We start from the raw sequence: 26,757 nt of genomic DNA on the forward strand, positions 1-26,757 counted from the left end.
GGCGCCCTACAGCCCCTGCAGGAAGCGCCCGAACTCCTCGGCGCAGAACTCCACGTGCGCGGCGAGGCGGTGGCTGTCGGCGACCAGCACGAGACCGTCGCGGCGCGGGTAGGCCCAGTCGATCACCGCCTGCGCGGGGATGAGTTCGTCGTCCCAGCCGTGGACGATGCGAGTCGGCACGCGCGCGGCGTCGAAGCGCCGCGGGAAGCCGTCGATCGCGATCGGCGGCGCCATCAGGAACAGCCCGGCCGTGGGCAGTTCCTGCGAGACGAAGCCCGAGACGAAGGCGCCCATGCTGGAGCCGGCCAGCACCACCGGGCCCTTGCCGCAGGCGGCTTCCGCGCGTTCGCGCAGGCGCGCGATGCGCAGGTCGATGTCGGCGACCCGGCGGCCTGCGTCGATGTCGGAATAGTCCGGTCGCTCGTGGCTCCAGCCCAGCCGTTCGGCGACCGCCGCGAGCGCGCTCACCTTGGTGGCGTTGGGGCTGCTCTCGAGCCCGTGCGACAGGATGACGTGGCCTTTCATGCGTCGGTCTCTCCGGCTGATCAGAACAGGGCGTGCTGGGCGATGTCCGAGGGCAGCGGGCGCTCGTCCACCGGGCACAGCGCGTCGCCCAGACGGATGAGGCCGCTCTCGACCACGCGCGCGGTGATGCCGCCATGCCCGCGCATGGCGTTGTAGCCGCCGCGCCCGAGCGCGGCCTCCATCTTCGAGCAGGGATCGCAGGGACCGGTCCCCTCCAGCAGCGCCGTGCCGATGCGGAAGCGGCGCCCGCCCAGCGCGACCAGGGGGATGCGGCTCACCACCAGATTGCGCCGCAGCAGCTCCGGCGGCAGCGCGTCGAGTCCGGCCAGGGCGGCGATCACCGGCAGGTGCTCCGCCTGGATGAGGGTGACCTCGCGCGTGCCGCTGCGGCCCTCATAGCGGTCGCCGTCGAGGCCGGCGCCCACCACCGCCACGACGGCATCGACGACGCGCATCGGCGCCTCGCGCGCCGGGCGCAGGCCGATCCACTCCACGCGGCCGGGCCGCGGCAACGTCGCGAGCAGGCGGCCGAGCGGGGAATCGGGATGGGGGCGGGTCTTGCGCATGAGGGCGGCGATGATAGGGCCTCGCGCGCGCGATGTACTTCTCACCTCGACGCAAATGCGAAGCGCGGCGGACCCGGGGCCGCTCCCCGCCAGCCCGCACGGTCGCGCCGTCGCGACGACGGAAGCGCCCGTTGATGGGCGGACAGCCGTCTCGACGGGCAGGACACGCCCGACGGCGTGCGCGGCGCGCCGATCTGCGACACCATCTCCGGCATGCCTGCCGACCTGCCGCCCGCCGACGTCCTCGCCACAGCCCACGTCGCCCCCCTGCCCTACGAACTGCGCCTGGCCGAGCGCCCGCGCAGCGCCATCGACCTGGTGATCGTCCACTGCACCGAGACCCCCGACCTCGCCAGCGCGCGGCGCTTCGGCGAGGCCGTGCTGTACCCGGGCAGCGGCACGGGCAACAGCGGGCACTACTACATCGACCGCGACGGCACCCTGCACGTCTACGTGCGCCCGGAGCGCATCGCCCACCACACCCGCGGCTACAACGAGCGCTCGGTCGGCATCGAGCTGGTCAACAGCGGGCGCTATCCGCACTGGCTGGACTCGCGCCACCAGGACATGGACGAGCCCTACACCGAAGCGCAGATCCGGACCCTGATCGACCTGCTGGCGGCGCTGCGCCGCGAGCTGCCGGCCCTGAGCGGCATCGCCGGCCATGAGGATCTCGACACCCGCACGGAGCCGGCCAGCGACGACCCCACCCGACGCGTCTTCCGCAAGCGCGACCCGGGCCCGCGGTTTCCCTGGCCGCGGGTGCTCGCGGCCAGCGGGCTGCAGCGCCTGCCCGCCGGGATCGACCGCGCCGACGGGGACTGAACCGCGGCGTCCGTCCCCACCGGGCCGCCGCAGGGCCCCCGGTATACTGGTGGGCCGCATTCCGCCCGTCCCCGCCGTCCATGACCGACTCCGTCGTCGCCGAACTGACCGACCTGCTCGCGCTCGAGCGCCTCGAGGACAACCTGTTCCGCGGCCAGAGCCGCGACATCGGCACCAAGTACGTGTTCGGCGGGCAGGTGCTGGGCCAGGCGCTGGCGGCGGCGCAGCGCACGCTGACCGACACCGCCCGCTGCGTGCACTCGCTGCACGCCTACTTCCTGCGCGCCGGCGACATCGAGCATCCCATCGTCTACACGGTGGAGCGCACGCGCGACGGCGGCAGCTTCTCGGTGCGGCGCATGACCGCCATCCAGCACGGGCAGCCGATCTTCGTCATGACCTGCTCGTTCCAGCAGCCCGAGCCCGGCGCCGAGCACCAGACCTCGATGCCCGAGGTCCCCGCCCCTGAGGACCTGGAGTCCGGCCCCGGCATTCCCGAGGAACTCATCGCCAGGCTGCCGGCCAAGATCCAGCGCTGGCTGACCAAGGAAGGCCCCTTCGACTTCCGCCACGTCTATCCGCGCGACCCGCTCAGGCCGCCGAAGCGGCCGCCCTTCCAGCAGGTGTGGTTCCGCCTGACCGAGCGGGTGGACGACAACCCCCTGCTGCACCAGGCCCTGCTGGCCTACGCGTCGGATTTCCAGCTGCTCGGCACGGCGACCTTCCCGCACGGCATCAGCTACTACCAGCCGGGCGTGCAGATGGCCTCGCTCGACCACGCGCTGTGGTTCCACCGCCCCTTCCGCGTCGACGAGTGGCTGCTCTACGCCTGCGACAGCCCCAGCGCCTCGGGCGCGCGCGGGCTGGCGCGCGGGCAGATCTTCGACCGCAACGGCCGGCTGGTCGCCTCCACCGCCCAGGAAGGGCTGATCCGCGTGATCGACCGCACCGCGAAGGCCTGAAATGCGTCAGATCTTCTCCTCTCTCCGCCTCGAGAACGTCGAGGGCGTCGCCCGCCTCCTCAACGACAACGGCATCGAGACCTGGATCAGCCAGGGCCGCTCCTACAAGGGCGGCCGCCGCAGCCAGTTCAGCTACCGGGAGAGCCCCGGCGGCAAGCCGCAGCCGGCGGTCTGGGTGGTGCACACCGGCGACCAGGTCCGCGCCCGCGAGCTGCTGCGCGAGGCGGGGCTGATCGACACCACGCGCCCCGACAGCTTCCTGCCCAACTCCTTCACGCCGCCGCCGGCGCCGGGCATCGGCGACTCCAACCGCCGCCGCCGCGCCATGACCCAGCGCATCAAGATCGCCCTGCTCATCGTGACCGCGGCGATCATCGCCGGCGGCATGTACCAGGTGTTCGGCGGCCAGCAGCCGGAGGAGGCGCCCGCCGAGGCCGTGGAGACCGGCACCTTCCAGCTGCAGGGCGCCGGCTGACGCGCACCGCGCACGCAGGGAGGCACCGATGTCGCTGTCCGGGCCGATGCGGCTCTACCTGACCGGGACGCATCCCTGCGGCTACTTCGACGACCGGGAGGCGCGCGACCTGGTGCTGGACCCCGCCGACCCGCGCCTGCCGCGGGCCTATCCGTCCGCGCTCGCCCAGGGCTATCGCCGCTCCGGCGCCCACGTGTACCGGCCGCACTGCCGGCAGTGCCGCGCCTGCGTGCCGGTCCGGGTGCCCGTGGCCGCCTTCGCGCCCGACCGCGCACAGCGTCGCTGCCTGGCGCGCAATGCGGACATCGCGATGACCGACTGCGCCCCCGGCCATACCGGGGAGCGCTTCGCCCTCTACGAACGCTACCTCGCCGCGCGCCACGCCGGCGGCGGCATGGACGCACCGGCGCCGGAGGATTTCGACGGCTTCCTCGCGGGCACATGGAGCCCGACCCGCTTCTACGAGTTCCGGCTGGACGGGCGACTGGTCGCGGTCGCGGTCACCGACGTGGCCCGGGACGCGCTGTCGGCGGTGTACACCTTCTTCGAGCCGACCCTGGCCGCGCGCGGCCTCGGCACCCTGGCGATCCTGCGCCAGATCCTGCATGCCCGCGGGACCGGCCGCGGCCACCTCTACCTGGGCTTCTGGATCGCCGGCCACCCGAAGATGGACTACAAGCGCCGCTACCGGCCGCTGGAGGCGCTCATCGACGGCACGTGGCGGGCGCTCGATCCCGGCAAGGAAGGCTGAAGCGCATCGAGGCGCGTGCCACGACTGGATGAGGCACGTAGTGGTGTGGGAGCGGCTTCAGCCGCGACCGACGAGGCGGATCGTGCCGGAATGGACCGGCCGCGGCCGAAGCCGCTCCTGCCGGAAGCCGCCCCATCCGGGGGCCGCTCCCGGCCCCGGCGACCGCTCAGCGCAGGGCGATGTCGATGGCGGCGGCCGCCTCGCGCGCGCGGGCGCGGGCGGTGTCGATGTCGTCGGCGCGGGCCAGGGCGACACCGACGCGCCTGCGGCCCTCCACGCGCGGCTTGCCGAACAGGCGCAGCGCCGTGTCCGGCGCCGACAGCGCCCGCTCCAGCCCGCCGAACACAGGCACGCCCTGTCCTTCGGCCAGCAGCGCGCAGGAGGCCGAGGGCCCCTGCTGGCGGACGACCGGCACCGGCAGGCCGAGGATGGCGCGGGCGTGCAGGGCGAACTCGGAGAGTTCCTGCGAGACCAGGGTCACCAGGCCGGTGTCGTGCGGGCGCGGGGAGACCTCGGAGAACCACACCGCATCGCCCTTCACGAACAGCTCGACACCGAACAGCCCCCAGCCGCCGAGGGCCTCGGTGACGGCGCGCGCGATCGCCTCCGAAGCCGCCAGCGCCGCGTCGCTCATGGGCTGCGGCTGCCAGCTCTCGCGGTAGTCGCCGTCGACCTGGGTGTGGCCGATCGGCGCGCAGAACGCGGTGCCGTCGCGGTGGCGCACGGTCAGCAGGGTGATCTCGTAGTCGAAGTCGATGAAGCCCTCGACGATCACCCGACCCCGCCCCGCGCGGCCGCCGGTCTGCGCGTAGTCCCAGGCGGCGTCGATGTCGGCCTCGCTGCGCAGCGTGCTCTGGCCCTTGCCGGAGGAGCTCATCACCGGCTTGGCCACGCAGGGCAGGCCGATCTCGCGCACCGCGGCGCGGAAGTCCTCCAGGCTGTCGACGAAGCGATAGGGCGAGGTCGGCAGCCCGAGCGTCTCCGCGGCGAGGCGGCGGATGCCCTCGCGGTCCATGGTGAGCCGGGCCGCGCGCGCGGTCGGGATCACCCGCAGGCCCTCGTCGCGTTCGAGCTCCACCAGGGTCTCGGTGTGCAGGGCCTCGATCTCCGGGACCACCAGGTCCGGCATCTCCTCGGCGATCAGCGCGCGCAGCGCCTCGGGATCGAGCATGTCGAGCACGTGGCTGCGGTGCGCCACCTGCATGGCCGGCGCGTCCGCGTAGCGGTCGGCGGCGATCACCTCCACGCCCAGCCGCTGCAGCTCGATGGCGACCTCCTTGCCCAGCTCGCCCGACCCCAGCAGCAGGACGCGGGTGGCATCGGCGGTGAGCGGGGTGCCGAGACTGACGGACGGGGACGGGCTGGACGACACGGCGACTCCTGATCGATGCGGATGCGCGAGTGTACGCGGCGCCTTCACGCCTGCCAGCCCGATGGGGCACTTGCGGGGGAGATATCAATTGGATATCAATCATCCGGGGGCGGTGATCGAACTCCCCGCCGCACGCCGGTCCTGCCCCTCCCGTCCGCCCCTCCCGGCCCCGTCCACCCACGAAGGTCCATCGCCATGAAAGAGGCTCCCATCCGTTCGGTTTCCGGCATTCCCGTCCTCGTGTGCATCCTCGGCGCCATCGCGCTCGCCGTCTGGCTGCTGGTGGCCGCCCTGCAGCGCGGCGACGGGCTCGGCATCGGCATCGCCGTGCTCGCCATCCTCCTGCTGCTGGTCGCCTGCGGCGGCTTCTACATGGTCGAGCCCAACCAGGCTGCCGTGCAGAGCCTGTTCGGCAAGTACGTGGGCACGGTCAAGGACCAGGGCCTGCGCTGGAACAACCCCTTCTACTCGCAGCGCAAGGTGTCGCTGCGCGTGCGCAACTTCGAGAGCGGCCGGCTCAAGGTCAACGAGCTGGACGGCAGCCCGATCGAGATCGCCGCGGTGATCGTGTGGCAGGTGGTGGACTCGGCCGAGGCGGTCTACAACGTCGACGACTACGAGAGCTTCGTGCACATCCAGTCCGAGGCCGCCCTGCGCGCCATGGCCTCGAGCTATCCCTACGACCAGCACGAGGACGGGCAGATCTCGCTGCGCAGCCACCCGGCCGAGGTCTCCCTCCACCTGCAGGAGCAGATCCAGGAGCGCCTGGCCAAGGCCGGCGTGGACGTGATCGAGGCGCGCATCAGCCACCTCGCCTACGCGCAGGAGATCGCCCAGGCCATGCTCCAGCGCCAGCAGGCCAATGCCGTGGTCGCCGCGCGCACGCGCATCGTGTTCGGCGCGGTCAGCATGGTGCAGATGGCGCTCGAGGAGCTGCAGAAGTCGGGGGCCGTGGAGCTCGACGAGGAGCGGCGCGCCGCCATGGTCAGCAACCTGCTGGTGGTGCTCTGCTCCGACCGCGCGCCGCAGCCGGTGGTCAACACGGGCTCGCTGTACTGATGGACGACGCAGGGGCGGTACCGCGATGAGCGCGAAGAAGGCCTATCCGCTGCGCATCAACGCCGAGGTGCTGGCGGCGATGCAGCGCTGGGCCGACGATGAGCTGCGCTCGGTCAACGCGCAGATCGAATACGTGCTGCGCGACGCCCTGCGCCGCGACGGGCGGCTGAAGCCGCCACCGCATTCCGACGACCAAAGAGGGGAGGACCACGCATGAACGACCGTTGGGAGTACAAGGTGCTCGCGCCCAGGAACCGCTGGGGCATGGGCGAGACCAAGCCGGACAGGCTCGCCGAGCTGCTCAACCGCGAGGGCGCCCAAGGCTGGGAACTGGTGTCCTCGGTGTGGATGGGCGCGGCGCTGAAGTTCTTCCTAAAGCGTCGGCGCTGAGGGGGACGACGATGCGCCGCACGCTGCTGTTCTCGATCGCCGCCCTCGTCTGCCTGCTGATCGGCGCGGGGTTCTGGTTCGGTCTGCGCAGCCTGACGACGGCGGCCACGCCGGCCGAGCTGGATCCGGACACCGCCGCGGTCGCCCGCACCTTCGTCGACCACCTCGACGCCGGCCGCTGGGACGACGCGCACGCCATGCTCGCGCCGGCCGTCGCGTCCGCCCTGACCGCGAGCAGGCTGGCGGAGGTGTGGGACACCCTTCCGGAGCGCCTCGGCGCGCCCGGCGCGCGCGGTCCCTGGCGCGGCGAACGGATCGGCAGCCGCCTCGTCACCACGGCGACCCAGGACTTCGCGATGACGCCCATCGACATCCGCGTCGCGGTGGACGCGGACGGCCACATCGACGGCTTCCGCGTCGTTCCGGCCGCCGTGCGCGTGGACGCCGGAACCCTCGCCCCGGCGCCGGCGGGCGCGGTCGAGCATGCGGTGTCGCTCGGCGCACACGCCCTGCCCGGCACCCTCCTCCTGCCGGCCGGCGAGGCGCCCTTTCCTGCCGTCGTCCTGGTGCACGGCTCCGGGCCGCAGGATCGCGACGGAACCGTCGGACCCAACCGTCCGCTGCGCGACATCGCCCACGGGCTCGCGGAGCGCGGCATCGCCAGCCTGCGCTACGACAAGCGCAGTCGCAGCGCGCCGGACGCCTTCGGCGGCAGCTTCACGGTGGACGACGAGGTCGTGGACGACGCGCTGGCGGCCGTCGCCCTGCTGCGCGCGCACGAGGCCATCGACCCGGCGCGCGTGTTCGTGCTCGGCCACAGCCTCGGCGCGCAGATGGCGCCGCGCATCGGCGCGCGGGCGCCGGAGGTCGCCGGCCTGATCCTGGCCGCGGCGCCGGCACGGCCGCTGCAGGACGTGTACGTCGCGCAGATCGCCCTGCTCGCCGGCCTCGACGGCGAGACCAGCGCCGAGGAACAGGCCGCCATCGACGACGCGCGCGCCAGGGCGGCCGCGGTGGCCGACCTGACCGCGGACAGCCCCGCCGGCGAGAACCTCCTCGGGCTGCCCGGCGCGTACTGGGTCGACCTGCGCGACTACGATCCCGTGGAGACCGCGCGCGGCCTCCCGCAGCCGCTGCTGGTCCTGCAGGGCGGCCGCGACTACCAGGTCACCCCCGACGACGACTACGCGCGCTGGCAGGCGGCCTTCGGCGACGACCCGCGCGCGACCCTGCGCCTCCATCCGGCGCTCAACCACCTGCTCATCGCCGGCGAGGGCCCGCCCGGCCCTGCCGAGTACGCGCAGGCCGGCACCGTGGATGGGGCTCTCCTGGACGACGTTGCGGCATGGATCGGGGACGTGAGGGTGTCGGGGAGCGAGCGATCCGGGGAGTGAGCGAAGAACAACGAGCGAATCGGGTCGAGGAACGGACGGCTCCCATTCCCGATTCCGAGTCCCTGTTGCCCATTCCCCGTTCCCGCTCCTCCCCCCTGCTACCCTTCCGCCGATGCGCAGCGCCCCGCGGTTCCTCGTCAACACCCCCGACATCGAGCTCTGGCCGGCGGGCCTGCTGCGTGCGCGCGGCAACCGCGACGCACGCCTGCTCGCGGGCGCGGACTGGCTGCTCCGGCGCAAGGTCGACGGGCGCTATCTCGCCGCGGCACGGCCCGACGGCGTGGTGCCGCTGCTGCCGCACTGGCTGCGCGGAGCGGGCGCCGAGGCGGCGCTCGATGCGCTGGATCTCCTGCACGCCGGCGGCACGCCGTCGGACGCCCCGCTCACGCTCGACCGGCTGCACGCCCACCTCGATGCGCTCGCGCTCGACGCCGGCGCCTATGCCGCGCGCACGGGCCTGGCGGAAGTGCCCGAGCCGGGCCGCCTCGCCTACGCGGGACGCGACCGCTTCCGGCGACCGCTGTGGCTGCTCGCACCCGCGGCACGCGCCTGGCGCCGCCTGCGCGAGGCGGCGCTGCGCGACGGCGTGGTGCTGCAGGCCATCTCGGGCTACCGCAGCCACGCCTACCAGCTCGGCATCGTGCAGCGGAAGCGCGCGCGCGGACTGTCGATGGACGCGATCCTCGCGGTCAACGCCGCACCGGGCTACAGCGAGCACCACAGCGGCCGCGCGCTGGACATCGGCACGCCCGGCGAGCCGCCGGCCGAGGAGAGCTTCGAGGCCACGCCCGCCTTCGCATGGCTGCAGGCGAACGCGGGGCGCATCGGCTTCCGCCTGAGCTACCCGCGGGACAACCCGCACGGCATCGTCTACGAGCCGTGGCACTGGTGCTGGGCGCAGGGAGGCGCCGACCCGGCGAAGTGAGGCGCCGGGAGGTCCTCGACGTCTTCCTGGCGGTACGAGGTCGCGCTGCGTGCGGTGGCCTCCCCCGCACGCGCTCCCCTACTCCTTCGCCGCCGACGCGGCGACCGCCCACAGCAGCCAGCCGACCATCAGGGCGCTGCCGCCGGTGGGCGCAAGACGGGTCCCGGTCCCGAGCAGCACCGAGGCCGCCAGGGTGCCCGCGAAGAGCAGGACCCCCAGCAGCACCACGCACAGCGCGAGCCGCCCCAGCGGGCGGCGCGCATGCGGCGCCAGCGCGGCCAGCGCCAGCCCATGACCGAAGGCGAACAGGGCGGCCGTACCGAGCCGCTGCTGGGCCAGGCCATCGACGCCGTGCGAGGCGTAGGCGGCGAGGCCGACGGCGAGCGCGCACAGCACCGCACCGGCGGCGGCCAGCGCCCGCTGCGGAAGGGCCGGGCTTCCGTGGGATCCGGACATGCGTTCCTCCAGACGATCGCGAAGCCGCGGCGCGGCTTCCTGAAACGAGAAGGCCCCGGACCGTCGGTCCGGGGCCTCGTTGGATCGGGCGTCCAGCCTGCGGCTGCCGTCAGCGGGAGCCGCCGGCCGCCTCCTCGCCGTTCTCACCGTTCTCGTCGGCCTGCTCGCCGCCGACCGGCGTCGGCGCGACCCAGTCCGGACGATCCGCGGTCTTGATCGGCCAGTACACGACGAACTCGGCGTCCGCCGCGAAGCTGTCCTGCGGACCGCGCAGGTACTCGTCGAACGGACGGTCCTGGGTCTCCTCGCCGTGCACCAGCAGCCATGCGCGGATCTGGTCGCGCACCGCCGGCAGGCCCGCCGGGTGGCCGATGGCGACCGTGTAGGCGGCGCGGCCACCGTAGCTCTGGGTGTACTGCACCGGGCCCTCGAGGTCGATCTCGAGCTGCGGCAGCGGCGCGCCGTCGCCCTCTGCACCCGCCCAGTTCTCGGGCAGCCTGACCAGGCGCGGCACGTCGCCGTCGGCGGCATCGGCCGCGTCGTCCTCGTCCGACTCGGCACGCTGGCCGGCGGCCGGGGCGGCGGAACCCGTGCCCTGGCGCTCGCGCACCGGCTGGACCAGGTCGAACGCGTAGTTCTCGGCGCCGTACTCGGTGGTGACCAGGCGCAGCGGGCCGTCGGCCTCCAGGCGGTTCTTCTCCATCACCTGGCGGATCCACTGCATGTTGTTGTTGATCGCCAGGGTGATGCCCTCGGTCGTGCGCGGCGCGTTGGTCGGCACCAGCAGCACGTTCTTCGAGGCGATCTCGGCGATCTGCACCGGGCGCTCGAGCGTGCTGTAGTCGAAGCGCGGGATGGTCGACAGCAGGTTGCTGAGGTTGCCCAGGCCGCGCTTCATGTCGTTGCCGACGGTGCGGTTGAGGTACAGCCCCGCGTAGCGGCCGAGCAGGTCGTAGCCGTACTTGACGTTGTAGGTCTGGGTCAGCTCGACGTTGCGCGCGTTGCGGCCCACCGGGCGCAGCTCGAAGGTCATCGTCTTCTCGCGGCCGCGGGCATCGTTCTCGAGGCGATAGACCACGCGCTGGCGCGGCTCGGACTCGACGATCTCCCAGGCGCCGCTGCCGACGCCGCGGCGGTTCGGCGAGGAGTACTCGAGACGGGCGCCTTCGCCGGAGACCGGGCCGGAGGTGGTGTAGCGCACCTGCGGGTCGTTCTGGCGCAACGGATTCCAGTCCTTGAAGCGGCTGAAGCTGTTCAGGACGTCGAACACGATCTGCTGCGGACGATTGCTCTCCGCCCTGTGGCTAAGGCTGCGCTCCGCGGGCAGCAGCAGGCCCACCACTACGAAAAGCACTGCCACGAGCAGCAGCGCGAGGACGAACTCGAGAAAACGGGTCATTCGGGGTCTCCAGAAGACGGCCTGCGCGCCCGGACTTCGGACGGGCGCACAGGGCCCCACATGCTAGCAGGGATGTAGCTGTCGTCGCACCGTCCGGTGCGGGGATCGGGAAGGTCGGGGATCGAAGGAGCGGACACCTCTCAGACCAGCTTGAGCTCGAAGGCCTTGAGCACCGCGCGGGTGCGGTCGCGGACGCCGAGCTTGGAGAGGATGTTGGAGACGTGGTTCTTCACGGTTCCCTCCGCCACGCCGAGGGAGTTCGCGATCTCCTTGTTGCTGAAGCCGCCGGCCATCAGGCGGAGGATCTCGGTCTCCCGCTCCGTCAGCGGGTCCGGCCGGTCCAGGCTCACGAACTCGTTCTGCATGTGCTCCAGGCCGGAAAGCAGGCGCTGGGTCACCGCCGGCTGGACCAGGGAGCCGCCCTGGGCCACGGTCTGGATGGCGTCGACGAGCTGCTCCAGGGAGACGTCCTTCAGCAGGTAGCCCTTGGCGCCCGCCTTGATGCCCGCCAGGACGAGCTGGTCGTCGTCGAAGGTGGTGAGGATGATCGTCGGCGGCAGGCGGCCGCTGCCGCCGAGCGCCTGCAGCGCCTCGAGCCCGGACATGACCGGCATGCGCATGTCCATCAGCACCACGTCCGGGCGCACCTGCGGGATCAGCTCGACTGCCTGGCGGCCGTCGCCGGCCTCCGCCACCACCTCGATGTCGTTCGCCAGTTCGAGCAGGGAACGGATGCCCTGGCGGACCAGGGTCTGATCGTCGACCAGACACACGCGGATCATGCTCACCTCGACTGCGATGGATCGGCGCCGGCGGCCCCTGCCGCGGCGTCCGTGGACCCGGACGGGTCCGGGGAATGCTGGGCCACGGCGTCGAATCCCGCCAGCGGCAGGCGCAGGTCGAGGCCGAAGCCCGTCCCCTGCGTGTCCACCACTTCGAGGTCGCCGCCGTGGGCGCGCAGGCGTTCGCGCATGCCGCGCAGGCCGTTGCCCGGCGAGAAGCCCTGGGCGGCGCCGCGGCCGTCGTCGCGGGCCTGCACGTGCAGGGCATCGTTGCGGCGCTCGAAGCGCAGCCACAGGGTCCGCGCCTCGGCATGCCGCACCGCGTTGGTGATGATCTCCTGGGTGCAGCGCAGCAGCACGTGCGCGCGCTCCGGGTCGTCCAGGGCGAAGTGCTCGGGCAGTTCGAGCCGGACGTCCAGCCCCGGCACGCCCTCGGCCAGGGTCCGCAGCGCCATGGTGAGCTCGATCGCCCCGCTGCCGCGCAGGTGGCTGACGGCCTCGCGCACGTCGGTCAGCAGCAGGCGCGCCAGGGTGTGCGACTTGCGCACGTGCTCCTGCACCTTGCCGGTCGAGAGATGCCCGGCCACCTCCAGGTTGAGGCTGAGCGCGGTCAGGTGGTGGCCGAGCAGGTCGTGCAGCTCGCGCGAGATGCGGGTGCGCTCGTTCAGGCGGGTGCTTTCCGCGAGCAGCGCCCGGGTCGCACGCAGCTCCGCGTTGAGCCGGCGCTGCTCGTCGCGGGCCTCGGCCTGCTGCTTGGCGACCCAGCCCGTCACGAAGATGAAGCCCGAGAAGCCCAGGTAGAGCAGCGACTGCATCGCCGCCTCGAACAGCGGCAGGGCCAGGAGCTTCTCGAACAGCAGCAGTACCGCCAGGTGCGCCATGATCAGCGAGACCATGCCGATGGTCAGCGGCAGCAGCCAGGGCAGCACGCAGGCCACCACCATGAGCAGCACCGCGCCCAGGCCGGACACGCTGAGGTAGGTCACCGCCAGCGCCGAGACCGTGAGCGCGATCAGGAACAGGTCGTCCGACCAGCCCGGGCGCCGGGTGCCCAGGCCCCGGGTCACCCACCAGTAGATCGCGCCGAACGGCAGGTAGGCCGCCAGCAGCCAGCCGTCGTGGGGCCGCGCCGGCAGGGTGGACTGCTCCGGGAAGTACCAGCTGTAGACCAGCGGCAGCCCCACCATCGCCCACGTGAACAGGCCGGCGAAGCGCAGCAGCTGGATGTGGCTAAGGCGCTGGTACATCGACCAAGCATAGGTCGGCGGCCCCGCCGCGGCACGGGACGCAAGTCATGCCCGGCATGCCAAGGCCGCGCCCGGGCGTGCGATACTTGCCCCGCCGCGGCCGCAAGGACTGGCCGGGCCGTCTCGCAAGCAGGCTGGAGCCCCCCATGACGATCCTCGTCCGCGACGTGCGCGAGCACGAACTGGATTCGGTACTCGCGCTCAACAACACCGCCGGACCCTCGATCCTCGCTCTCGATGCACCTGCCCTGCACCGCCTCTGGTCGATCGCGGACTACTTCCGCGTGGCCGAGGTGGACGGCCTGCTCGCCGGCTTCCTGATCGCCATGGACCGCTCGGCCGACTACGACAGCCCGAACTTCCGCTGGTTCCGCGAGCGCTACGACGCCTTCCTCTACGTGGACCGCATCGTCGTGGCCACCACCCGCCGCGGTGCGGGCGTGGGCCGCGTGTTCTACGCGGACGTGCAGAGCTACGCGGAAGTGCGGGTGCCCATGCTGACCTCCGAGGTCTTCCTCGACGAGGGCAGCGACGCGGCCCTGCTCTTCCACGGCACCTTCGGGTACGGCGAGGTCGGGCAGCAGGTGATGGAGGGTCCGGGCCGGCGCGTCAGCCTGCTGGCCAAGACCCTGTGCAGTTACGAATGGGTGCGCGAGACCTACGGCGACGAACTGCCGGACGTGCCCTGGCTGGCCGGCCGCCGCCGGCCTGCGGGCGGCGCCTCGCGCGCGACGGGAACCTGAAGAGACATGGGTGCAGCTTTACCGGATTACGAACAGGCCGGCGAACTGAAGATCGGCCAGGTCGGCATCGCCAACCTGCGCGTGCGTCTGCTCGACGTGCCGCGCCTGGTGCAGGAGATGCGCGAACGGGTGGAACGGGCGCCCAAGCTCTTCGCCCGGGCCGCGGTCATCGTGGATTTCGGCGGGCTTCCGCGCCTGCCCAGCCCGGCGCAGGCGCGCGAACTCATCGACGGCCTGACCGGCGCCGGCGTGCTGCCGGTGGCCCTGGCCTACGGCAGCAGCGAGAGCGAGGCGCTCGCCGCCGCCCTCGGCCTGCCGGTCCTGGCCAAGTTCCGCGCGCAGTACGAGTCGGCCTCGGCTCCGCCCGCGCCCGCCCCTCCGCCACCGCCGGCGCCCGCACCCGCGCCGCCCCCGGCCGCGCCCGCGGGCGGGCCGCGCATGCACCTGGCGCCGGTGCGCTCGGGCCAGCAGATCTACGCCCAGGGCGGCGACCTCACCGTCTGCGCAACGGTCGGGGCCGGCTCGGAGGTCATCGCCGACGGGTCCGTCCACGTCTACGGCGTGCTGCGCGGCCGTGCGCTGGCGGGCGCGCAGGGCAACGAGCAGGCCCGCATCTTCTGCCGCGAGTTCCACGCCGAGCTGGTCGCCATCGCCGGGCACTACAAGGTGCTCGAGGAGATCCCGCAGGCGCTGCACGGCAAGGCCGTGCAGGTGTGGCTCGACAACGGCAATCTCCGCATCGAAGAACTCAACTAGCTAGACCCCGCCGCACGCGCCCCCTCCCCCCGCGCGACGGCAAGACCCCCCTGGAGAATCGATCAGTGACAGAAATCATCGTGGTGACGTCCGGCAAGGGCGGCGTGGGCAAGACCACCTCCAGCGCGAGCATCGCCAACGGCCTCGCCAAGCGCGGCAAGAAGGTCGCGGTGATCGACTTCGACGTCGGCCTGCGCAATCTCGACCTCATCATGGGCTGCGAGCGTCGCGTCGTGTACGACTTCGTCAACGTCGTGCAGGGCGAGGCGACGCTGCGCCAGGCGCTCATCAAGGACAAGCGCTTCGAGAACCTCTTCGTGCTCGCCGCCTCGCAGACGCGCGACAAGGACGCGCTGACGATGGAGGGCGTGGAGAAGGTGCTCAAGGAGCTCGCCGAGGAGGGCTTCGAGTACGTCATCTGCGACTCGCCGGCCGGCATCGAGAAGGGTGCCTACCTCGCGATGTACTTCGCCGACCGCGCGGTCGTCGTGGTCAACCCGGAGGTGTCCTCCGTGCGCGACTCCGACCGCATCCTGGGCCTGCTCGCGTCCAAGACGCGCAAGGCGGAGAGCGGCGGCCGCGTGACCGAGCACCTGCTGCTGACCCGCTACAGCCCGGAGCGCGTCGAGGCGGGCGAGATGATGAGCATCGCGGATGTCGAGGAAGTGCTCGGGCTGAAGGCCATCGGCGTCATCCCGGAATCGGCGGAGGTGCTCTCCGCGTCCAACTCCGGCGTGCCGGTGATCCTCGCCGAGGACGCCAAGGCCGGCCAGGCGTACGACGACGCCGTGGCGCGCCTGCTCGGCGAGGACCGCCCCATGCGCTTCACCAGCGCCGACAAGAAGGGCTTCTTCTCCAAGCTGTTCGGGAGCTGACGCATGGGCATTCTCGATTTCCTGCGCACCCGCCCGAAGACCCCGTCCGCCAACGTCGCCAAGGAGCGCCTGCGCATCATCGTCGCGCAGGAGCGCAGCTCGCGCGGTGGCCCGGACTATCTGCCGCTGCTGCAGCGCGAACTGCTGGAGGTCATCCAGAAGTACGTCTCGGTGGACGTCGATGCGGTCAAGGTCGACCTGGTGAAGGACGGCGACCACGACGTGCTCGACATCTCGGTCTCGCTGCCGGACAGCGACGACCGCCGCCCCGCGGCCTCGCCCCGGGCCTGAGCCGACGCGCACGATGGACTCCCCCCGCGCCGTGCTGACGCTGGGCGAGTTCGGCTGGGCGCCCGTCGCGGCCCTGCTCCGGCGCTACGGCCTGGACCTCGAACGGGTCCCGGCCGGAGCGCCGATCCCCGGCAGCTACTGGGGCGAGCCCGAGGCCGGCATCATCGGCAGCCGCGTGTACGCGCGCGACGACACGCCGATGCACTCGCTCCTGCACGAAAGCTGCCACCTCATCGTGCTGCCGCCGGAGCGGCGCGCCCGGGTGCATACGGACGCGACCGACTCCGTGGCCGAGGAGGACGCGGTCTGCGTGCTGCAGGTCCTGCTGGCCGAGGCCCTGGGCGTCGGCCGCGACCACGCCTGCGCCGACCTCGACGCCTGGGGCTACACCTTCCGCCTGGGCAGCGCCCGCGCCTACGTCGAGCAGGACGCGCAGGAGGCCTTCGCCTGGCTGCGCGCACACGGACTGGTGGACGCCCGGAACGGATTGGTGGTACCTGCTGCGCAGGAGGGAGCGGAGGCATGAGGAACGAGCGGCGAAGAAGCCCCCGACGCCCCTTTCCTGAGCCCTGAGCCCTGAGCCCTAGTAAGCCCCGAGCCCCGAGCCCAAACCCAAAACCCAAAACCCAAACCCCAAACCCCAAACCCCAACCCCACACTCCCGCCATGCGCCGCCTCGTCGCCCTCGCCCTTCTCTCCGCCGCGCCCGCCGTGGCGGCGCAGAACCTGCAGCAGTCCGGGACCTATCTGCTGCACTACAACGCGATGCCGAGCACGCAACTGCCCCGCGAAGTCGCGCGTCGCTACGCCATCGTGCAGTCCCCGTCCAACGTGGTGCTGACGGTCTCGCTCCAGAAGCGCGAGCGTCCCGGCTACCCGACCCCGGTTCCGGCCGAGGTCCGGGTGACGGCCACCGGCGACACCGGCCGCAGCCAGACGCTGCAGATGCGCGCGATCGACGAAGCCGGCGCGGTGTCCTATCTCGGCCAGGCCCGCCTCGGCGAAGGACGCCAGCCCAGCCTCACCTTCGACATCGAAGCGCGCCCGCACGCCCCCGACGCCGAACCCATCCGCACACGCTACGTCCAGCAGTTCTTCGCCCCCGTCCGGTGATGCTGCAGGAGTGAGTGGAGAGGAACGAGAAACAGAGGAAGCGGTTGCTCGTACCTGTTCCTCACTCCTCTTCACCCGCTCCTCAAGCAGCGCTGCGCGCTCACCCCCATCCCAGCCTTCCCCCGCAGGCGGGGGAAGGAGCGGGCTTGCGTAGGCGTGTGGTGCGGCATCCGCCGTGGAGCCGTTCCTGTCCACCGTGGACACCGTCGCCTCGCATGGCGACGCGCCTCCCGCGCAGCGCGTCGGCTCCCTCCCCCGCGATGCGGGGGAGGGCTGGGGTGGGGGCGCTTTTGCTCTGCTGCTGTCTCCAGCGCCGCGGACGCACGCGCTGGGCGCGCTCACCCCCATCCCGGCCTTCCCCTCGCAGCGGGGGAAGGGGCTGTCTTGCGTGACGTGTGGTGCGGGCATCCGCCGTGGAGCCGTTCCTGTCCACTGTGGACACCGTCGCCTCGCATGGCGAGGCGCCTCCCGCGCAGCGCGTCGGCTCCCTCCCCCGCGATGCGGAGGAGGGCTGGGGTGGAGGCGCCTTTGCGCTGCTGTTGGCTCCAGCGCCGCGACGCACGCGCTTCGCGCGCTCACCCCCATCCCGGCCTTCCCCTCGCAGGCGGGGGAAGGGGCGGGCTTGCGGAGGCGTGTGGTGCGGCATCCGCCGTGGAGCCGTTGCTGTCCACGCGGGCGCCTTTGCCTCGCATGGCGACGCGCCTCCCGCGCAGCGCGTCGGCTCCCTCCCCCGCGATGCGGGGGAGGGCTGGGGTGGGGGCGCTTTTGCGCTGCTGTTGGCTCCAGCGCCGCGACGCACGCGCTTCGCGCGCTCATCCCTATCCCGGCCTTTCCCCGCAAGCGGGGGAAGGGGTCGGCCTGCGTGGCGTGTGGTGCGGCATCCGCCGTGGAGCCGTTCCTGTCCACGTGGGCGCCGTCGCCTCGCATGGCGACGCGCCTCCCGCGCAGCGCGTCGGCTCCCTCCCCCGCGATGCGGGGGAGGGCTGGGGTGGGGGCGCTTTTGCTCTGCTGTTGGCTCCAGCGCCGCGGAGGCACGCGCTGCGCGCGCTCATCCCCATCCCGGCCTCCCCCTCGCAGGCGGGGAAGGAGCGGGCTTGCGTAGGCGTGTGGTGCGGCATCCGCCGTGGAGCCCTTCCTGTCCACCATGTCCCCGAACACCTGTCCACCATGTGTCCGGTCCATACACCCGCAGGCGGGGGAAAGGGGCGCTGTGGCGAGGAGCAGGTACGAGGAGCGAGAGCAAGCAGCCGGCCGCCCCGGGAGCGATGACACGACGGAGACGAAGATGGCTCTCGCCCTAGCCCCCAAGCCCTGAGCCCTCGCTCTAACCCCTGGGCCCCAAGCCCCAAGCCCCAAGCCCCAAGCCCCAAGCCCTAAGCCCTAAGCCCTAAGCCCTAAAACCAAGCCCCACGCCCTTCCCGCTCCCGCCTCCCGCTCCCCGCATCACGGATACAACATCCGCACCGTCCAGCCATCCTCCCCGCCCTCGTGGACGTGGCGCTCGTGGAGCCGGAACTCGGCGCCGTACCAGAACTCGACGCGGGAAGGCACGACGCGGAAGCCGGTCCAGCGGGGCGGCCGCGGCACCGCGACGCCCTCGAACCGCGCCTCGACCTCGGCCAGGCGCGCCTCGAAGGCCGCGCGGTCCGGCAGCGTCTGCGACTGCAGCGAGGCCCAGGCGCCGATCTGGCTGCCGCGCGGGCGCGTGGCGAAGTAGGCGTCGGCCTCGGCGTCGTCGACCTGCTCCACCCGGCCTTCGACGCGGACCTGCACCGGACCGGGAAGGGCCTTCCACAGGAACAGCAGCGCCGCGTGCGGATTGGCCTGCAGTTCGTCGCCCTTGCGGCTCTCGAGGTGCGTGTAGAACACGAAGCCGCGGGTGTCGTAGGCCTTGAGCAGCACGGTTCGGGCGGAAGGTCGTCCCTCGGCGTCAGCCGTCGCGACCGTCATCGCGGTGGGCTCAGGCTCGCCCGCGGCGCGGGCGCGTTCGAGCAGGTCGTGGAAGGTGGCGAGGACGGCGTCGGGGAGTGCGGGCATCGTGGCGGCAGCGGCAAGGGGACTGGAGCGTGTCGTGCCCTTTGGGTGCGAAGCGGCCCGATCGGCGGGACAGGGTGCATGCGTATCGGCATGTCCCACCGCGTCCCCTCCGGGTGAAACGCATTCCATCCCGGTGCACGACACGCTCTATTGTGAGGGGCATGCCTTCCCACCACCAATCGACGACGCACGGCTGGCCACAGCCCCTGGTCGAGCGCCTGCTGGACGAGGGCCTCGCCGCGGCGGCGGCCACGCCCGTGATCGGCGTCAGCGGCCTGCAGGGCACCGGCAAGTCGACCCTCGCCGCGCAGCTCTCGCAGGCGGGTGCGGCGCGCGGGCTCTGCGTGGCGACGCTGTCGATCGACGACGTCTACCTCGACCGCCCCGAACGCGAGCGGCTCGCCGCCGAGGTCCACCCCCTCCTGGCCACGCGCGGGCCGCCGGGCACGCACGACCTCGCGCTGGCGGCCGACGTCCTCGACGGCCTGCGGGCGTCCGCGACGCCGCCCGCGATCCCGCGCTTCGACAAGCTGCGCGACCGACGGCTCCCGGCCTCGGCGTGGACGCGGCTTCCGGCGAGGCCGGACGTGGTGGTGTTCGAGGGCTGGTTCCTCGGCACGCCACCGGAACCGCCCGAGGCGCTGGGGCCGCCGGTGAACGCGCTCGAACGCGACGAGGATCCGGACGGCCGCTGGCGCCGCTACTGCAACGCCGCGCTCGCCCGGTACCAGCCCTTGTGGCGCCGCATCGACCGTCTCGTGTTCCTCGCGCCGCCGGGCTTCGAGGTCGTCCCGCGCTGGCGCATGCAGCAGGAGCGCGCGCTCGCCGCGGCGGACCCCGGGGCCCGCCCCATGGACGAGGCCGCCCTGCTGCGCTTCGTCCAGCACTACGAGCGCGTGAGCCGGCAGGCCCTGCGCACGCTGCCGGCCCTCGCGGACCGCGTGATCCGCATCGACGTACATCGAGAAGTGAGGGAGGAGGAGTGAGAAACGAGGGGAGCCGATCGCCCTCCTTCCACCTCATGCCTCACTCCTCCTCACTCACGTCTGCGATCCGCACTACCATGCCCGGATGCAGCGCGCCGCCAACCTCATCCTCGTAGGCCCCATGGGGTCCGGCAAGAGCGCGCTCGGGCGCCTGGTCGCCGCGCGCCTGGGGCTGGAGTTCGCGGACACCGACCGCCGCATCGAGAAGCGCACCGGCGTCAGCATCGCGACCATCTTCGAGCACGAGGGCGAGGCCGGCTTCCGCGCACGCGAACGGCAGGTCGTGGCCGAACTCTGCGCCGGCCGCGACCGCGTGATCGCGACCGGCGGGGGCGTGGTGCTGGATGCGGCCAACCGCGCCTGCCTGCGCGCCAGCGGCGTGGTGGTGCACCTGCACGTGGACGTGGAGACCCAGCTTGCGCGGCTGGCGCGCGACCGCAGCCGCCCGCTGCTCGAGGATCCCGACCGCCGCGGCGTGCTCGAACGACTCGCCGCCGAACGCGCGCCGCTCTACGCCGAGGTGGCCGACCTGCAGATCGACGTGGCCGCCTGCAGCGTCGAACGCGCCTGCGAACGGCTGTTCCACCTGCTCCCCCCCGGCTGGCTGCCGGCTTCCACCTCCACATCCGCATGACCCAGCACTCGGTCGACGTCGCGCTCGGTGCGCGCAGCTACTCCATCCGCATCGGCCCGGGCCTGCTCCGCGACGCCGAGGCGCTCGCGGCGGCCGCCCCCGGCCGCCACGTCCTGCTGGTGACCGACGCCAACGTGGCACGGCATCACCTCGCACCGGTGCAGGCGGCCTTCGGCGAGCGGCGCCTCGAAACCTGCGTGCTGCCGCCGGGCGAACAGGAGAAGACCCTGGCCCGCTTCGGCGAACTGATCGGACGCCTGGCCGACATGGGCGCGAGCCGCGACGCCACGGTGGTCGCGCTCGGCGGCGGCGTGGTCGGCGACCTCGCCGGCTTCGCCGCCGCGACGTGGATGCGCGGCATCCGCTTCGTGCAGGTGCCGACGACGCTGCTGGCCATGGTCGACTCCTCGGTCGGCGGCAAGACCGCGGTCGACCTGCCGCAGGGCAAGAACCTCGTCGGCGCCTTCCACCAGCCGGCCGCGGTTTTCGCCGACACCGACGTGCTCGCCACCCTGCCCGCCCGCGAGCTGGCCGCAGGGCTCGCGGAGGTGCTCAAGTACGGAGCGATCGGCGATGCCGGCTTCTTCGCGTGGCTGGAGCGCCACATGGAGGCGCTCCTCGCCCGCGAGCCGACCGCCGTCGCCGAGGCCATCGCGCGCAGCTGCGCGCACAAGGCCGGCGTGGTCGTGCGCGATGAGACCGAGCAGGGCGAGCGGGCGCTGCTCAACTTCGGCCACACCTTCGGGCACGCCATCGAGACCGAGCAGGGCTACGGCGGCCTGCTGCACGGAGAGGCGGTCGCGGTCGGGATGCTGCTCGCGGCCGAGCTGTCCGCGCGGCTCGGCCTCGCCCCCGCAGCGGACCGGACGCGGCTGGAGGCCCTGGTGGCAGGCTTCGGCCTGCCGGTGCGCATTCCGCCCGGCCTCGATCCCGACGCCCTGCTCCGGCACATGCGGCTGGACAAGAAGAACCGCTCCGGCGCGCTCCGGCTGGTCCTGTGGCGCGGGCTGGGCCGCGCCGAGGTGGTCGAAGGCGTCGAGGACGCGGCGGTGCGCGCGGTGCTCGCCGCCGGCTGAGGCCGCCTTCATCCGCGCGTGCGGCGCAGCCTCGGGGGGCGGTTTCGCCCGCGCCGAACGGGCACGCGATGCCGCGGAACCCCCGCGGCCGCCCGGCTCCGCCATGCCGCCCCGGCGCATGCCGGGCGACCGCGCACGCGCGTCCCGGCAGGGCAGGCTCCCCTCGGATGCCTCGTCCTGCCACGGACGGGCCGGCTACAATCGGCGGATGCGCGTCCTGCTCCAGCATCCTCCCGTCGCCAGCGAGCCGGCCCGGTTCGTCCAGCTCAGCCTCGAGCAGGACCTGCTCGGCGGCTGGGCGCTGGTGCGCGAAGCCGGCCAGCTCGGCGGCCGCAGCCAGCTCAGGCGCGAGCAGTTCCTCGAACGCGACGAAGCCGTCGCCGCCTTCGAGAAGGCGCGCGAGCAGCAGGTCCGGCGCGGCTTCCAGCCCGTCGCCGACGCCCCTTGAGCGCCACGCGCTCCTCGACCCATTCCGGAAGGATCACCGTGTCCGCAGCACTGAAGAACGACCGTTTCCTGCGCGCCCTGCGCCGCGAGCCCGTGGACACCACGCCCGTGTGGCTGATGCGCCAGGCGGGCCGCTACCTGCCCGAGTACCGCGCGACCCGCGCACGCGCCGGTAGCTTCATGGGCCTGGCGACCAACCCGGAGCTGGCCTGCGAGGTCACCCTGCAGCCGCTCGAACGGTTCGAGCTGGACGCCGCCATCCTGTTCTCCGACATCCTCACCGTGCCCGACGCCATGGGCCTGGGCCTCTACTTCGCCGAGGGCGAGGGCCCGAAGTTCGAGCGCCCGGTGCGCAGCGCCGAGGACGTGGCGAAGCTCGCGGTGCCCGACGTCGACGCGCGCCTGCGCTACGTCACCGATGCGGTGCGCCTGATCCGGCGCGAGCTCGACGGCCGGGTGCCGCTGATCGGCTTCTCCGGCAGCCCCTGGACCCTCGCCTGCTACATGGTCGAGGGCGGTGGCAGCAAGGACTTCGCACGCATCAAGGCGATGGCCTACGACGCGCCCGCCACCCTGCACCGCCTGCTCGAAACGGTGACCGACGCGGTGATCGCCTACCTCGACGCGCAGCGCCAGGCCGGCGCCCAGGCCCTGCAGGTGTTCGACACCTGGGGCGGCGTGCTCGCACCGCACCTCTACCGCGAGTTCTCGCTGCGCTACCTCACCCGCATCGCGCAGGAACTCCCGCGCGGCGCCGGCGCCGAGCGCGCGCCGCTGATCCTGTTCGGCAAGGGCAACGCGCCCTACCTGGAGGATCTCGCCGCCAGCGGCGCCGAAGGCGTGGGCGTGGACTGGCTGGTGTCCCTCGACGAGGCGCGCCGCCGCACCGGCGGGCGCGTCGCGCTCCAGGGCAACCTCGACCCGGCGACGCTGTACGCGCAGCCCGAGGTCATCCGCGCCGAGGTCCGGCGCGCGCTCGACGCCTTCGGCACCGGCCCGGGGCACGTGTTCAACCTGGGCCACGGCATGGCGCCGGACATGGACCCGGAGCACGTGCGCGTGCTGGTCGATGCCGTGCACGAGTTCGGGCGCCGCGGCGCCTGAAGCCGCCTCAGCCGCCGGCGCCGTCCGGCGGCCCCGCCAGCGCGGCGGCGACCGCGTCGGCCAGCATCGCGCTGGTCACCGGCTTGCGCACGAACAGCTGCATCCCGGCCTGACGCGCCTCCGGCTCGGCCTCGGGGTCGGCGCGGGCGGTCAGGGCCACCAGCGGAAGTCCCGGCGCGTGCGCGCGCAGCAGGCCGGCCAGCTGCTGGCCGCTGACGCCGGGCAGGTCCAGGTCCACGAAGGCCAGGTCGATCCCGCGCTCCTCTCCCAGCAGGGCCAGAGCGGCCATGGCATGCGGCGCATGCAGGACACGATGCCCCTGCGCCTCCAGCAGTCCGCCCACCACCTGCGCGACGACCGGATCGTCCTCCACCAGCAGGATCGTGCATGCCGCCGCCGGCGCGGCGTGGGCCGGCGCGTCCGCGACCGCGGGCGCATCGATCGCCGGCAACGGCAGGTGCACGTGGAAGCAGGTGCCCGCGCCGGGCGCGCTGTCGACGTCGATCGTCCCGCCCATGGCGTGCACCAGCTCCTGCGCGATCGACAGGCCCAGGCCGCTGCCGCCGTGGTGGGCTGCGGTGCGCGCATCCTCGAGCTGGCTGAAGCGCTCGAACAGGCGCGCGCGCCGCTCGGCGTCGAGGCCGGGCCCGGTGTCGCGCACGCGCAGGTAGAGGCCGTCCACGCCGCTCCCCGCCTCGATGCCGACGCGCCCCTCCTCGGTGAACTTGACCGCGTTGTGTCCGAGATTGAGCAGCACCTGCCGCAGGCGGTGCGCGTCGCCGAGGTAGGTCGGCGCCAGCGAGGCGTAGATGTCGCAGGTGAGCGCGATCCCCTTGTGCGCCGCCTGCGGCCGCAGCAGCGCGGCCACCTCCTCCACCACCGCGCGCAGGTCGAAGGGCTCGGAGGCCAGGGGCAGCTTGCCGGCCTCGATGCGCGCGAGGTCGAGGCTGTCGTTGACCAGCCGCAGCAGGTGGGTGCCGGCGCCGTGGATGGCCTCGGCGTAGCCGTGCTCCCGCGGCGGCAGGCCGCTGCCGAGCAGCAGTTCGCTCATGCCCAGCACGCCGGTGAGCGGCGTGCGGATCTCGTGCCCCATGGTGGCGAGGAAGCGGCTCTTGGCCTGCGACGCCTCGACCGCCAGGCGGTGTTCCTGCTCGGCCAGGGCGAGCGCGTTGCGGCGCCGCAGCCGGTTGCGGTACGCGAGGGCCGCCATCGCGAGCAGCAGGCCCGCGAGCAGCACGTAGCCCGCGACCGCCGCGTGGGTGCGCCACCACGGCGGCAGGACCTCGACCTCGAACACCCGCGCCGGCGACCACGCCCCTCCCGCCGGCGCGGCCTCCACGTGCAGCCGGTAGGCGCCCGGACGCAGCGACGAGAACACGCGCTCGCCGACGCCCTGCTGCTCCACCCAGCCGGTGTCGTAGTCCTCCAGCAGGAACCGGTAGCGGTGCGTGCGCGCGTCGGCGAAGGACAGCAGGCGCACGCCCACGCGGAGGTCGCGGTCCTCCGGACCGAGGCGCAGCGGCGCGTCCGGATCGAGATCGAGCAGGGCGTCGCCGCGGCGCACCGAGACCGCGTCCACCGCGAGCGGCGGGCGCGGCGGTGCGGGCGCAGGCGCGTCCGCCTCGAACATCACCACGCCCGTGGAGGACAGCACCACCGCGACGCCGTCGGGATTGAGCACGGGCGGCCCGAACGCGAAGCGCGCGTCCGGCAGGTTGTCGCCGGTGCCGTAGTTGCGCACGCTGCCCTGCTCCGGGTCGATCCGGACCAGGCCGCGCCGGGTGGCCACCCACACCACGCCGCCGGGCGTCGCCAGCAGGCCGCCCGGCCGCACGGCGGGCAGCCCGTCGTTGTGGTCGAAGCGGCGTCCGCGGCGCAGGCGCTCGCCGGTCCATTCCGTCTCCTCCACGTAGCCGTCGCCGGCCAGCCAGAGTCGACCGTCCGCGGCGTAGGCGGCATCGACCACCTGCCGCTCCGGCGCGCCCTCGACCGGCACGAAGCCCTCCCCGTCGAAGCGCAGCAGGCCGCCGGGACTGCCCCACCAGGGCGCGCCGTCCGGCCCCGCGAAGACCCGCCCCACCTGGGTCATGTCATGGCCGGGCAGCGCGTAGCGCCACTCCAGCGCGCCGTCCGGGCCGCGCCGCTCGATGCCGCCGTTCCAGACGCTCATCCACAGGCGACCGTCGGGCGTCTCGAGCATGCTCTCGACGTCGACCGCCTCCTCGCCCTCGCCGAGCGGCCAGGCGGCGAGCATGCCGCGGGCGAAGTCGTACAGCCCGTAGCCGCGCGAGTAGCCCACCCACAGGGTGCCGTCCGCGCGCGGGAGCACGGTCGAGAGCCAGCTGGTGCCCATCGCGTCGCCGGAGCGGACCTGCTCCAGCGCGAGATCGCGGCCGATGCGGTACAGGGCGTCGGCCCCGACCAGCCAGACCGCGCCGTCGGTGCCCGGCACCGCGCGGCGGAGGTCGAGCACCTCCAGCGGCTCGCCGCCGAGGGTCTTCAGGCTGGAGAAGCGCTGCCACTCCGGCGGCAGGTAGGCGACGCCGTGCGGGAAGATCGCGAACCACATCCCGCCCTCGTGGTCCTGGTACAGCTGCCAGATGCCGGTGCGCTCGTTGAGCAGCCCGTCGCCGCGGTCGCCGCTCAAGAGCGCCAGGCCGCCTGCGTCCCGGTAGAGGCCGTTCATGGTGGCGATCCACCGCCGCCCCGAGACGTCCAGCAGGCTGGCGTTGACGTCCAGGCCGGCGAGCGCCTGGTAGGCCACGCGCGGACGGCCGTCGCTCCCGATGCGGAAGAGGCCGGGGTGGGCGCTGATCCAGACCGAGCCGTCCGGCTCCTCGTCGATGCCCAGCACGGAGCGGCCGTCGAAGACGTCGGGGGCGACCCGCGCCACGCCGGCGGAGGTGCGCAGCGACAGCCCCTCCTGCGTGCCGATCCACAGCCGCCCGGCGGCGTCCGCGTGCAGGGTGAGGATGGCGCCGGGGGCGAGCCCGGGATCGTCCGCCGCGGTCGTCCGCGTCAGCCGCCCCTCGCGGTCGAGCCCGCACAGCTCGCCGGAATAGGTCCCGAACCAGAGCGTGCCGTCGGCGTCCTCGCTCAGCGCCACCACGGAATGGGCGCAGGTCGCGTCGCGGCCCGGGACGCGGATGCGGGTGAAGCGCGTGCGGTCGTGCTCCAGGCGTGCGAGGCCGAAGGCGCCGCCGACCCAGATCCGGTCCGCGCGGTCGACGTGCACGACGTCGATGAGGTTGCTCGGGATCGAGTCCGGCCGGTCCGGCTCGTGCCGCAGGAAGCGGAACTCCAGCCCGTCGTAGCGCGCGAGGCCGTCGGAGGTGCCGACCCAGAGGAAGCCGTCGCGGTCCTGCGCGAAGTCCGTGGCGGTCGAGAGATCGGTCCCATCGAAGCGCTTGAAGCGCGCGGTCTCCGGCAGCGTGGCGGCGGACGCCACGCCCGCGGCGAACGCCGCCGCCAGCAGCATGGCGCGGATCGTCCGGTGCATGGCCCTCCCCTTCCTGGTTTCCCCCGGGGCGGCATCCTCGCAACGGGCCGTTGCGCGGGCAAGCAGCG

General features: G+C 73.1%; 29 protein-coding genes. 20 read left to right on the forward strand and 9 right to left on the reverse strand.

The features are described 5' to 3' along the window. Positions 1-6 precede the first annotated feature (6 nt). Both ACFO3Q_RS07735 and ACFO3Q_RS07740 read right to left on the reverse strand, forming a co-directional pair. Positions 7-525: a hypothetical protein gene (locus ACFO3Q_RS07735; RefSeq protein ID WP_377004075.1), complete on the reverse strand. Its 519-nt coding sequence runs from the start codon at positions 523-525 to the stop codon at positions 7-9. A 20-nt stretch (positions 526-545) separates the two neighbouring features. Then, entirely contained in the window at positions 546-1,091 is a 546-nt protein-coding gene (locus ACFO3Q_RS07740) for an MOSC domain-containing protein (protein WP_377004076.1), read from the reverse strand. A gap of 213 nt (positions 1,092-1,304) precedes the next feature. Between ACFO3Q_RS07740 and ACFO3Q_RS07745 the strand changes: the two genes are divergently transcribed. From ACFO3Q_RS07745 to ACFO3Q_RS07760, 4 genes are all read left to right on the forward strand, one after another. Next, a complete protein-coding gene (locus ACFO3Q_RS07745) occupies positions 1,305-1,916 on the forward strand; it encodes an N-acetylmuramoyl-L-alanine amidase (RefSeq protein ID WP_377004077.1) in 612 nt (203 codons plus the stop codon). A gap of 80 nt (positions 1,917-1,996) precedes the next feature. After that, on the forward strand, positions 1,997-2,878 hold the full coding sequence (tesB, locus tag ACFO3Q_RS07750) for an acyl-CoA thioesterase II (protein WP_377004078.1): 882 nt from the start codon (positions 1,997-1,999) through the stop codon (positions 2,876-2,878). Position 2,879: 1 nt separating this feature from the next. Next, the gene (locus ACFO3Q_RS07755; RefSeq protein ID WP_377004079.1) at positions 2,880-3,353 is read left to right on the forward strand and encodes a pathogenicity-like protein; all 474 of its coding nucleotides are present in this window, start codon (positions 2,880-2,882) and stop codon (positions 3,351-3,353) included. A gap of 28 nt (positions 3,354-3,381) precedes the next feature. Next, the gene (locus ACFO3Q_RS07760) at positions 3,382-4,104 is read left to right on the forward strand and encodes an arginyltransferase (RefSeq protein ID WP_377004080.1); all 723 of its coding nucleotides are present in this window, start codon (positions 3,382-3,384) and stop codon (positions 4,102-4,104) included. A 166-nt stretch (positions 4,105-4,270) separates the two neighbouring features. Here ACFO3Q_RS07760 and purT read toward each other — a convergent pair whose 3' ends face one another. Then, a complete protein-coding gene (purT, locus tag ACFO3Q_RS07765; protein ID WP_377004081.1) occupies positions 4,271-5,476 on the reverse strand; it encodes a formate-dependent phosphoribosylglycinamide formyltransferase in 1,206 nt (401 codons plus the stop codon). 195 nt (positions 5,477-5,671) lie between these two features. On the opposite strand from purT, the gene ACFO3Q_RS07770 reads away from it, so the two are divergent. From ACFO3Q_RS07770 to ACFO3Q_RS07790, 5 genes are all read left to right on the forward strand, one after another. Further along, on the forward strand, positions 5,672-6,535 hold the full coding sequence (locus ACFO3Q_RS07770) for an SPFH domain-containing protein (protein ID WP_377004082.1): 864 nt from the start codon (positions 5,672-5,674) through the stop codon (positions 6,533-6,535). 25 nt (positions 6,536-6,560) lie between these two features. Further along, positions 6,561-6,752: a type II toxin-antitoxin system antitoxin gene (locus ACFO3Q_RS07775; RefSeq protein WP_377004083.1), complete on the forward strand. Its 192-nt coding sequence runs from the start codon at positions 6,561-6,563 to the stop codon at positions 6,750-6,752. Continuing rightward, positions 6,749-6,925: a DUF4177 domain-containing protein gene (locus tag ACFO3Q_RS07780; protein ID WP_377004084.1), complete on the forward strand. Its 177-nt coding sequence runs from the start codon at positions 6,749-6,751 to the stop codon at positions 6,923-6,925. Before ACFO3Q_RS07775 ends, ACFO3Q_RS07780 begins: the two co-directional genes overlap by 4 nt. A gap of 11 nt (positions 6,926-6,936) precedes the next feature. Beyond that, a complete protein-coding gene (locus ACFO3Q_RS07785; RefSeq protein ID WP_377004085.1) occupies positions 6,937-8,319 on the forward strand; it encodes an alpha/beta hydrolase in 1,383 nt (460 codons plus the stop codon). A gap of 112 nt (positions 8,320-8,431) precedes the next feature. Further along, positions 8,432-9,244, forward strand: a complete 813-nt coding sequence (locus ACFO3Q_RS07790; protein WP_377004087.1) for a M15 family metallopeptidase — start codon at positions 8,432-8,434, stop codon at positions 9,242-9,244. A 78-nt stretch (positions 9,245-9,322) separates the two neighbouring features. On the opposite strand, the gene ACFO3Q_RS07795 is transcribed toward ACFO3Q_RS07790, so the two are convergent. From ACFO3Q_RS07795 to ACFO3Q_RS07810, 4 genes are all read right to left on the reverse strand, one after another. Next, the gene (locus ACFO3Q_RS07795) at positions 9,323-9,700 is read right to left on the reverse strand and encodes a DUF423 domain-containing protein (protein ID WP_377004088.1); all 378 of its coding nucleotides are present in this window, start codon (positions 9,698-9,700) and stop codon (positions 9,323-9,325) included. A 109-nt stretch (positions 9,701-9,809) separates the two neighbouring features. After that, complete coding sequence (locus tag ACFO3Q_RS07800; protein ID WP_377004089.1) at positions 9,810-11,099, reverse strand: SRPBCC family protein; 1,290 nt, start codon at positions 11,097-11,099, stop codon at positions 9,810-9,812. A 140-nt stretch (positions 11,100-11,239) separates the two neighbouring features. Beyond that, positions 11,240-11,881, reverse strand: coding sequence for a response regulator (locus tag ACFO3Q_RS07805; protein ID WP_377004090.1), 642 nt, complete (start codon positions 11,879-11,881; stop codon positions 11,240-11,242). A gap of 2 nt (positions 11,882-11,883) precedes the next feature. After that, positions 11,884-13,128 carry a sensor histidine kinase gene (locus tag ACFO3Q_RS07810; protein ID WP_377004091.1) on the reverse strand — a complete coding sequence of 415 codons (1,245 nt, stop codon included), beginning with the start codon at positions 13,126-13,128 and terminating at the stop codon, positions 11,884-11,886. A 146-nt stretch (positions 13,129-13,274) separates the two neighbouring features. On the opposite strand from ACFO3Q_RS07810, the gene ACFO3Q_RS07815 reads away from it, so the two are divergent. The 6 genes from ACFO3Q_RS07815 (at position 13,275) to ACFO3Q_RS07840 (ending at position 16,906) form a co-directional block, all read left to right on the forward strand. Next, positions 13,275-13,871, forward strand: a complete 597-nt coding sequence (locus tag ACFO3Q_RS07815; RefSeq protein WP_377004092.1) for a GNAT family N-acetyltransferase — start codon at positions 13,275-13,277, stop codon at positions 13,869-13,871. A 6-nt stretch (positions 13,872-13,877) separates the two neighbouring features. Next, positions 13,878-14,627, forward strand: coding sequence for a septum site-determining protein MinC (minC, locus tag ACFO3Q_RS07820; RefSeq protein ID WP_377004093.1), 750 nt, complete (start codon positions 13,878-13,880; stop codon positions 14,625-14,627). Between the two features lie 65 nt (positions 14,628-14,692). Next, on the forward strand, positions 14,693-15,502 hold the full coding sequence (gene minD, locus ACFO3Q_RS07825) for a septum site-determining protein MinD (protein WP_377004094.1): 810 nt from the start codon (positions 14,693-14,695) through the stop codon (positions 15,500-15,502). Positions 15,503-15,505: 3 nt separating this feature from the next. Then, positions 15,506-15,793, forward strand: a complete 288-nt coding sequence (minE, locus tag ACFO3Q_RS07830) for a cell division topological specificity factor MinE (RefSeq protein ID WP_377004095.1) — start codon at positions 15,506-15,508, stop codon at positions 15,791-15,793. A gap of 13 nt (positions 15,794-15,806) precedes the next feature. Further along, positions 15,807-16,319 (forward strand): hypothetical protein, encoded by a 513-nt coding sequence (locus ACFO3Q_RS07835; RefSeq protein WP_377004096.1) that lies wholly within the window; start codon positions 15,807-15,809, stop codon positions 16,317-16,319. 140 nt (positions 16,320-16,459) lie between these two features. Next, positions 16,460-16,906: a DUF4426 domain-containing protein gene (locus ACFO3Q_RS07840; protein ID WP_377004097.1), complete on the forward strand. Its 447-nt coding sequence runs from the start codon at positions 16,460-16,462 to the stop codon at positions 16,904-16,906. A 1,443-nt stretch (positions 16,907-18,349) separates the two neighbouring features. Here ACFO3Q_RS07840 and pdxH read toward each other — a convergent pair. Further along, on the reverse strand, positions 18,350-18,943 hold the full coding sequence (pdxH, locus tag ACFO3Q_RS07845) for a pyridoxamine 5'-phosphate oxidase (RefSeq protein ID WP_377004098.1): 594 nt from the start codon (positions 18,941-18,943) through the stop codon (positions 18,350-18,352). Between the two features lie 161 nt (positions 18,944-19,104). Here pdxH and ACFO3Q_RS07850 point away from each other — a divergent pair, with 161 nt between their 5' ends. The 5 genes from ACFO3Q_RS07850 to hemE all read left to right on the forward strand — a co-directional run bounded on the left by ACFO3Q_RS07850 (position 19,105) and on the right by hemE (position 23,190). Continuing rightward, complete coding sequence (locus tag ACFO3Q_RS07850) at positions 19,105-19,929, forward strand: kinase (RefSeq protein ID WP_377004099.1); 825 nt, start codon at positions 19,105-19,107, stop codon at positions 19,927-19,929. A gap of 85 nt (positions 19,930-20,014) precedes the next feature. Then, a complete protein-coding gene (locus ACFO3Q_RS07855; protein ID WP_377004100.1) occupies positions 20,015-20,563 on the forward strand; it encodes a shikimate kinase in 549 nt (182 codons plus the stop codon). Next, positions 20,560-21,639 (forward strand): 3-dehydroquinate synthase, encoded by a 1,080-nt coding sequence (aroB, locus tag ACFO3Q_RS07860; protein ID WP_377004101.1) that lies wholly within the window; start codon positions 20,560-20,562, stop codon positions 21,637-21,639. The genes ACFO3Q_RS07855 and aroB overlap by 4 nt, the downstream gene beginning before the upstream one ends. Before the next feature lie 208 nt (positions 21,640-21,847). Continuing rightward, complete coding sequence (locus tag ACFO3Q_RS07865; protein WP_377004102.1) at positions 21,848-22,087, forward strand: WGR domain-containing protein; 240 nt, start codon at positions 21,848-21,850, stop codon at positions 22,085-22,087. Between the two features lie 38 nt (positions 22,088-22,125). Then, positions 22,126-23,190 carry a uroporphyrinogen decarboxylase gene (gene hemE / locus ACFO3Q_RS07870; protein WP_377004103.1) on the forward strand — a complete coding sequence of 355 codons (1,065 nt, stop codon included), beginning with the start codon at positions 22,126-22,128 and terminating at the stop codon, positions 23,188-23,190. Between the two features lie 7 nt (positions 23,191-23,197). On the opposite strand, the gene ACFO3Q_RS07875 is transcribed toward hemE, so the two are convergent. After that, on the reverse strand, positions 23,198-26,689 hold the full coding sequence (locus ACFO3Q_RS07875) for a hybrid sensor histidine kinase/response regulator (RefSeq protein WP_377004104.1): 3,492 nt from the start codon (positions 26,687-26,689) through the stop codon (positions 23,198-23,200). Between the last annotated feature and the right edge of the window lie 68 nt (positions 26,690-26,757).

The organism is Coralloluteibacterium thermophilum (assembly GCF_042654365.1).
GTDB lineage: Bacteria > Pseudomonadota > Gammaproteobacteria > Xanthomonadales > Xanthomonadaceae > Coralloluteibacterium > Coralloluteibacterium thermophilum.

Coding starts and splice junctions, on each gene's coding strand:
- ACFO3Q_RS07780 (WP_377004084.1), top strand. CDS start 6,749: ATGAACGACCGTTGGGAGTACAAGGTGCTCGCGCCCAGGAACCGCTGG.
- ACFO3Q_RS07855 (WP_377004100.1), top strand. CDS start 20,015: ATGCAGCGCGCCGCCAACCTCATCCTCGTAGGCCCCATGGGGTCCGGC.
- ACFO3Q_RS07875 (WP_377004104.1), bottom strand. CDS start 26,689: ATGCACCGGACGATCCGCGCCATGCTGCTGGCGGCGGCGTTCGCCGCG.
- ACFO3Q_RS07840 (WP_377004097.1), top strand. CDS start 16,460: ATGCGCCGCCTCGTCGCCCTCGCCCTTCTCTCCGCCGCGCCCGCCGTG.
- ACFO3Q_RS07740 (WP_377004076.1), bottom strand. CDS start 1,091: ATGCGCAAGACCCGCCCCCATCCCGATTCCCCGCTCGGCCGCCTGCTC.
- ACFO3Q_RS07815 (WP_377004092.1), top strand. CDS start 13,275: ATGACGATCCTCGTCCGCGACGTGCGCGAGCACGAACTGGATTCGGTA.
- ACFO3Q_RS07785 (WP_377004085.1), top strand. CDS start 6,937: ATGCGCCGCACGCTGCTGTTCTCGATCGCCGCCCTCGTCTGCCTGCTG.
- ACFO3Q_RS07865 (WP_377004102.1), top strand. CDS start 21,848: ATGCGCGTCCTGCTCCAGCATCCTCCCGTCGCCAGCGAGCCGGCCCGG.
- ACFO3Q_RS07745 (WP_377004077.1), top strand. CDS start 1,305: ATGCCTGCCGACCTGCCGCCCGCCGACGTCCTCGCCACAGCCCACGTC.
- tesB (WP_377004078.1), top strand. CDS start 1,997: ATGACCGACTCCGTCGTCGCCGAACTGACCGACCTGCTCGCGCTCGAG.
- ACFO3Q_RS07850 (WP_377004099.1), top strand. CDS start 19,105: ATGCCTTCCCACCACCAATCGACGACGCACGGCTGGCCACAGCCCCTG.
- ACFO3Q_RS07810 (WP_377004091.1), bottom strand. CDS start 13,128: ATGTACCAGCGCCTTAGCCACATCCAGCTGCTGCGCTTCGCCGGCCTG.
- aroB (WP_377004101.1), top strand. CDS start 20,560: ATGACCCAGCACTCGGTCGACGTCGCGCTCGGTGCGCGCAGCTACTCC.
- ACFO3Q_RS07835 (WP_377004096.1), top strand. CDS start 15,807: ATGGACTCCCCCCGCGCCGTGCTGACGCTGGGCGAGTTCGGCTGGGCG.
- ACFO3Q_RS07805 (WP_377004090.1), bottom strand. CDS start 11,881: ATGATCCGCGTGTGTCTGGTCGACGATCAGACCCTGGTCCGCCAGGGC.
- ACFO3Q_RS07770 (WP_377004082.1), top strand. CDS start 5,672: ATGAAAGAGGCTCCCATCCGTTCGGTTTCCGGCATTCCCGTCCTCGTG.
- minE (WP_377004095.1), top strand. CDS start 15,506: ATGGGCATTCTCGATTTCCTGCGCACCCGCCCGAAGACCCCGTCCGCC.
- ACFO3Q_RS07775 (WP_377004083.1), top strand. CDS start 6,561: ATGAGCGCGAAGAAGGCCTATCCGCTGCGCATCAACGCCGAGGTGCTG.
- ACFO3Q_RS07800 (WP_377004089.1), bottom strand. CDS start 11,099: ATGACCCGTTTTCTCGAGTTCGTCCTCGCGCTGCTGCTCGTGGCAGTG.
- minC (WP_377004093.1), top strand. CDS start 13,878: ATGGGTGCAGCTTTACCGGATTACGAACAGGCCGGCGAACTGAAGATC.
- ACFO3Q_RS07755 (WP_377004079.1), top strand. CDS start 2,880: ATGCGTCAGATCTTCTCCTCTCTCCGCCTCGAGAACGTCGAGGGCGTC.
- ACFO3Q_RS07760 (WP_377004080.1), top strand. CDS start 3,382: ATGTCGCTGTCCGGGCCGATGCGGCTCTACCTGACCGGGACGCATCCC.
- pdxH (WP_377004098.1), bottom strand. CDS start 18,943: ATGCCCGCACTCCCCGACGCCGTCCTCGCCACCTTCCACGACCTGCTC.
- ACFO3Q_RS07790 (WP_377004087.1), top strand. CDS start 8,432: ATGCGCAGCGCCCCGCGGTTCCTCGTCAACACCCCCGACATCGAGCTC.
- ACFO3Q_RS07795 (WP_377004088.1), bottom strand. CDS start 9,700: ATGTCCGGATCCCACGGAAGCCCGGCCCTTCCGCAGCGGGCGCTGGCC.
- ACFO3Q_RS07735 (WP_377004075.1), bottom strand. CDS start 525: ATGAAAGGCCACGTCATCCTGTCGCACGGGCTCGAGAGCAGCCCCAAC.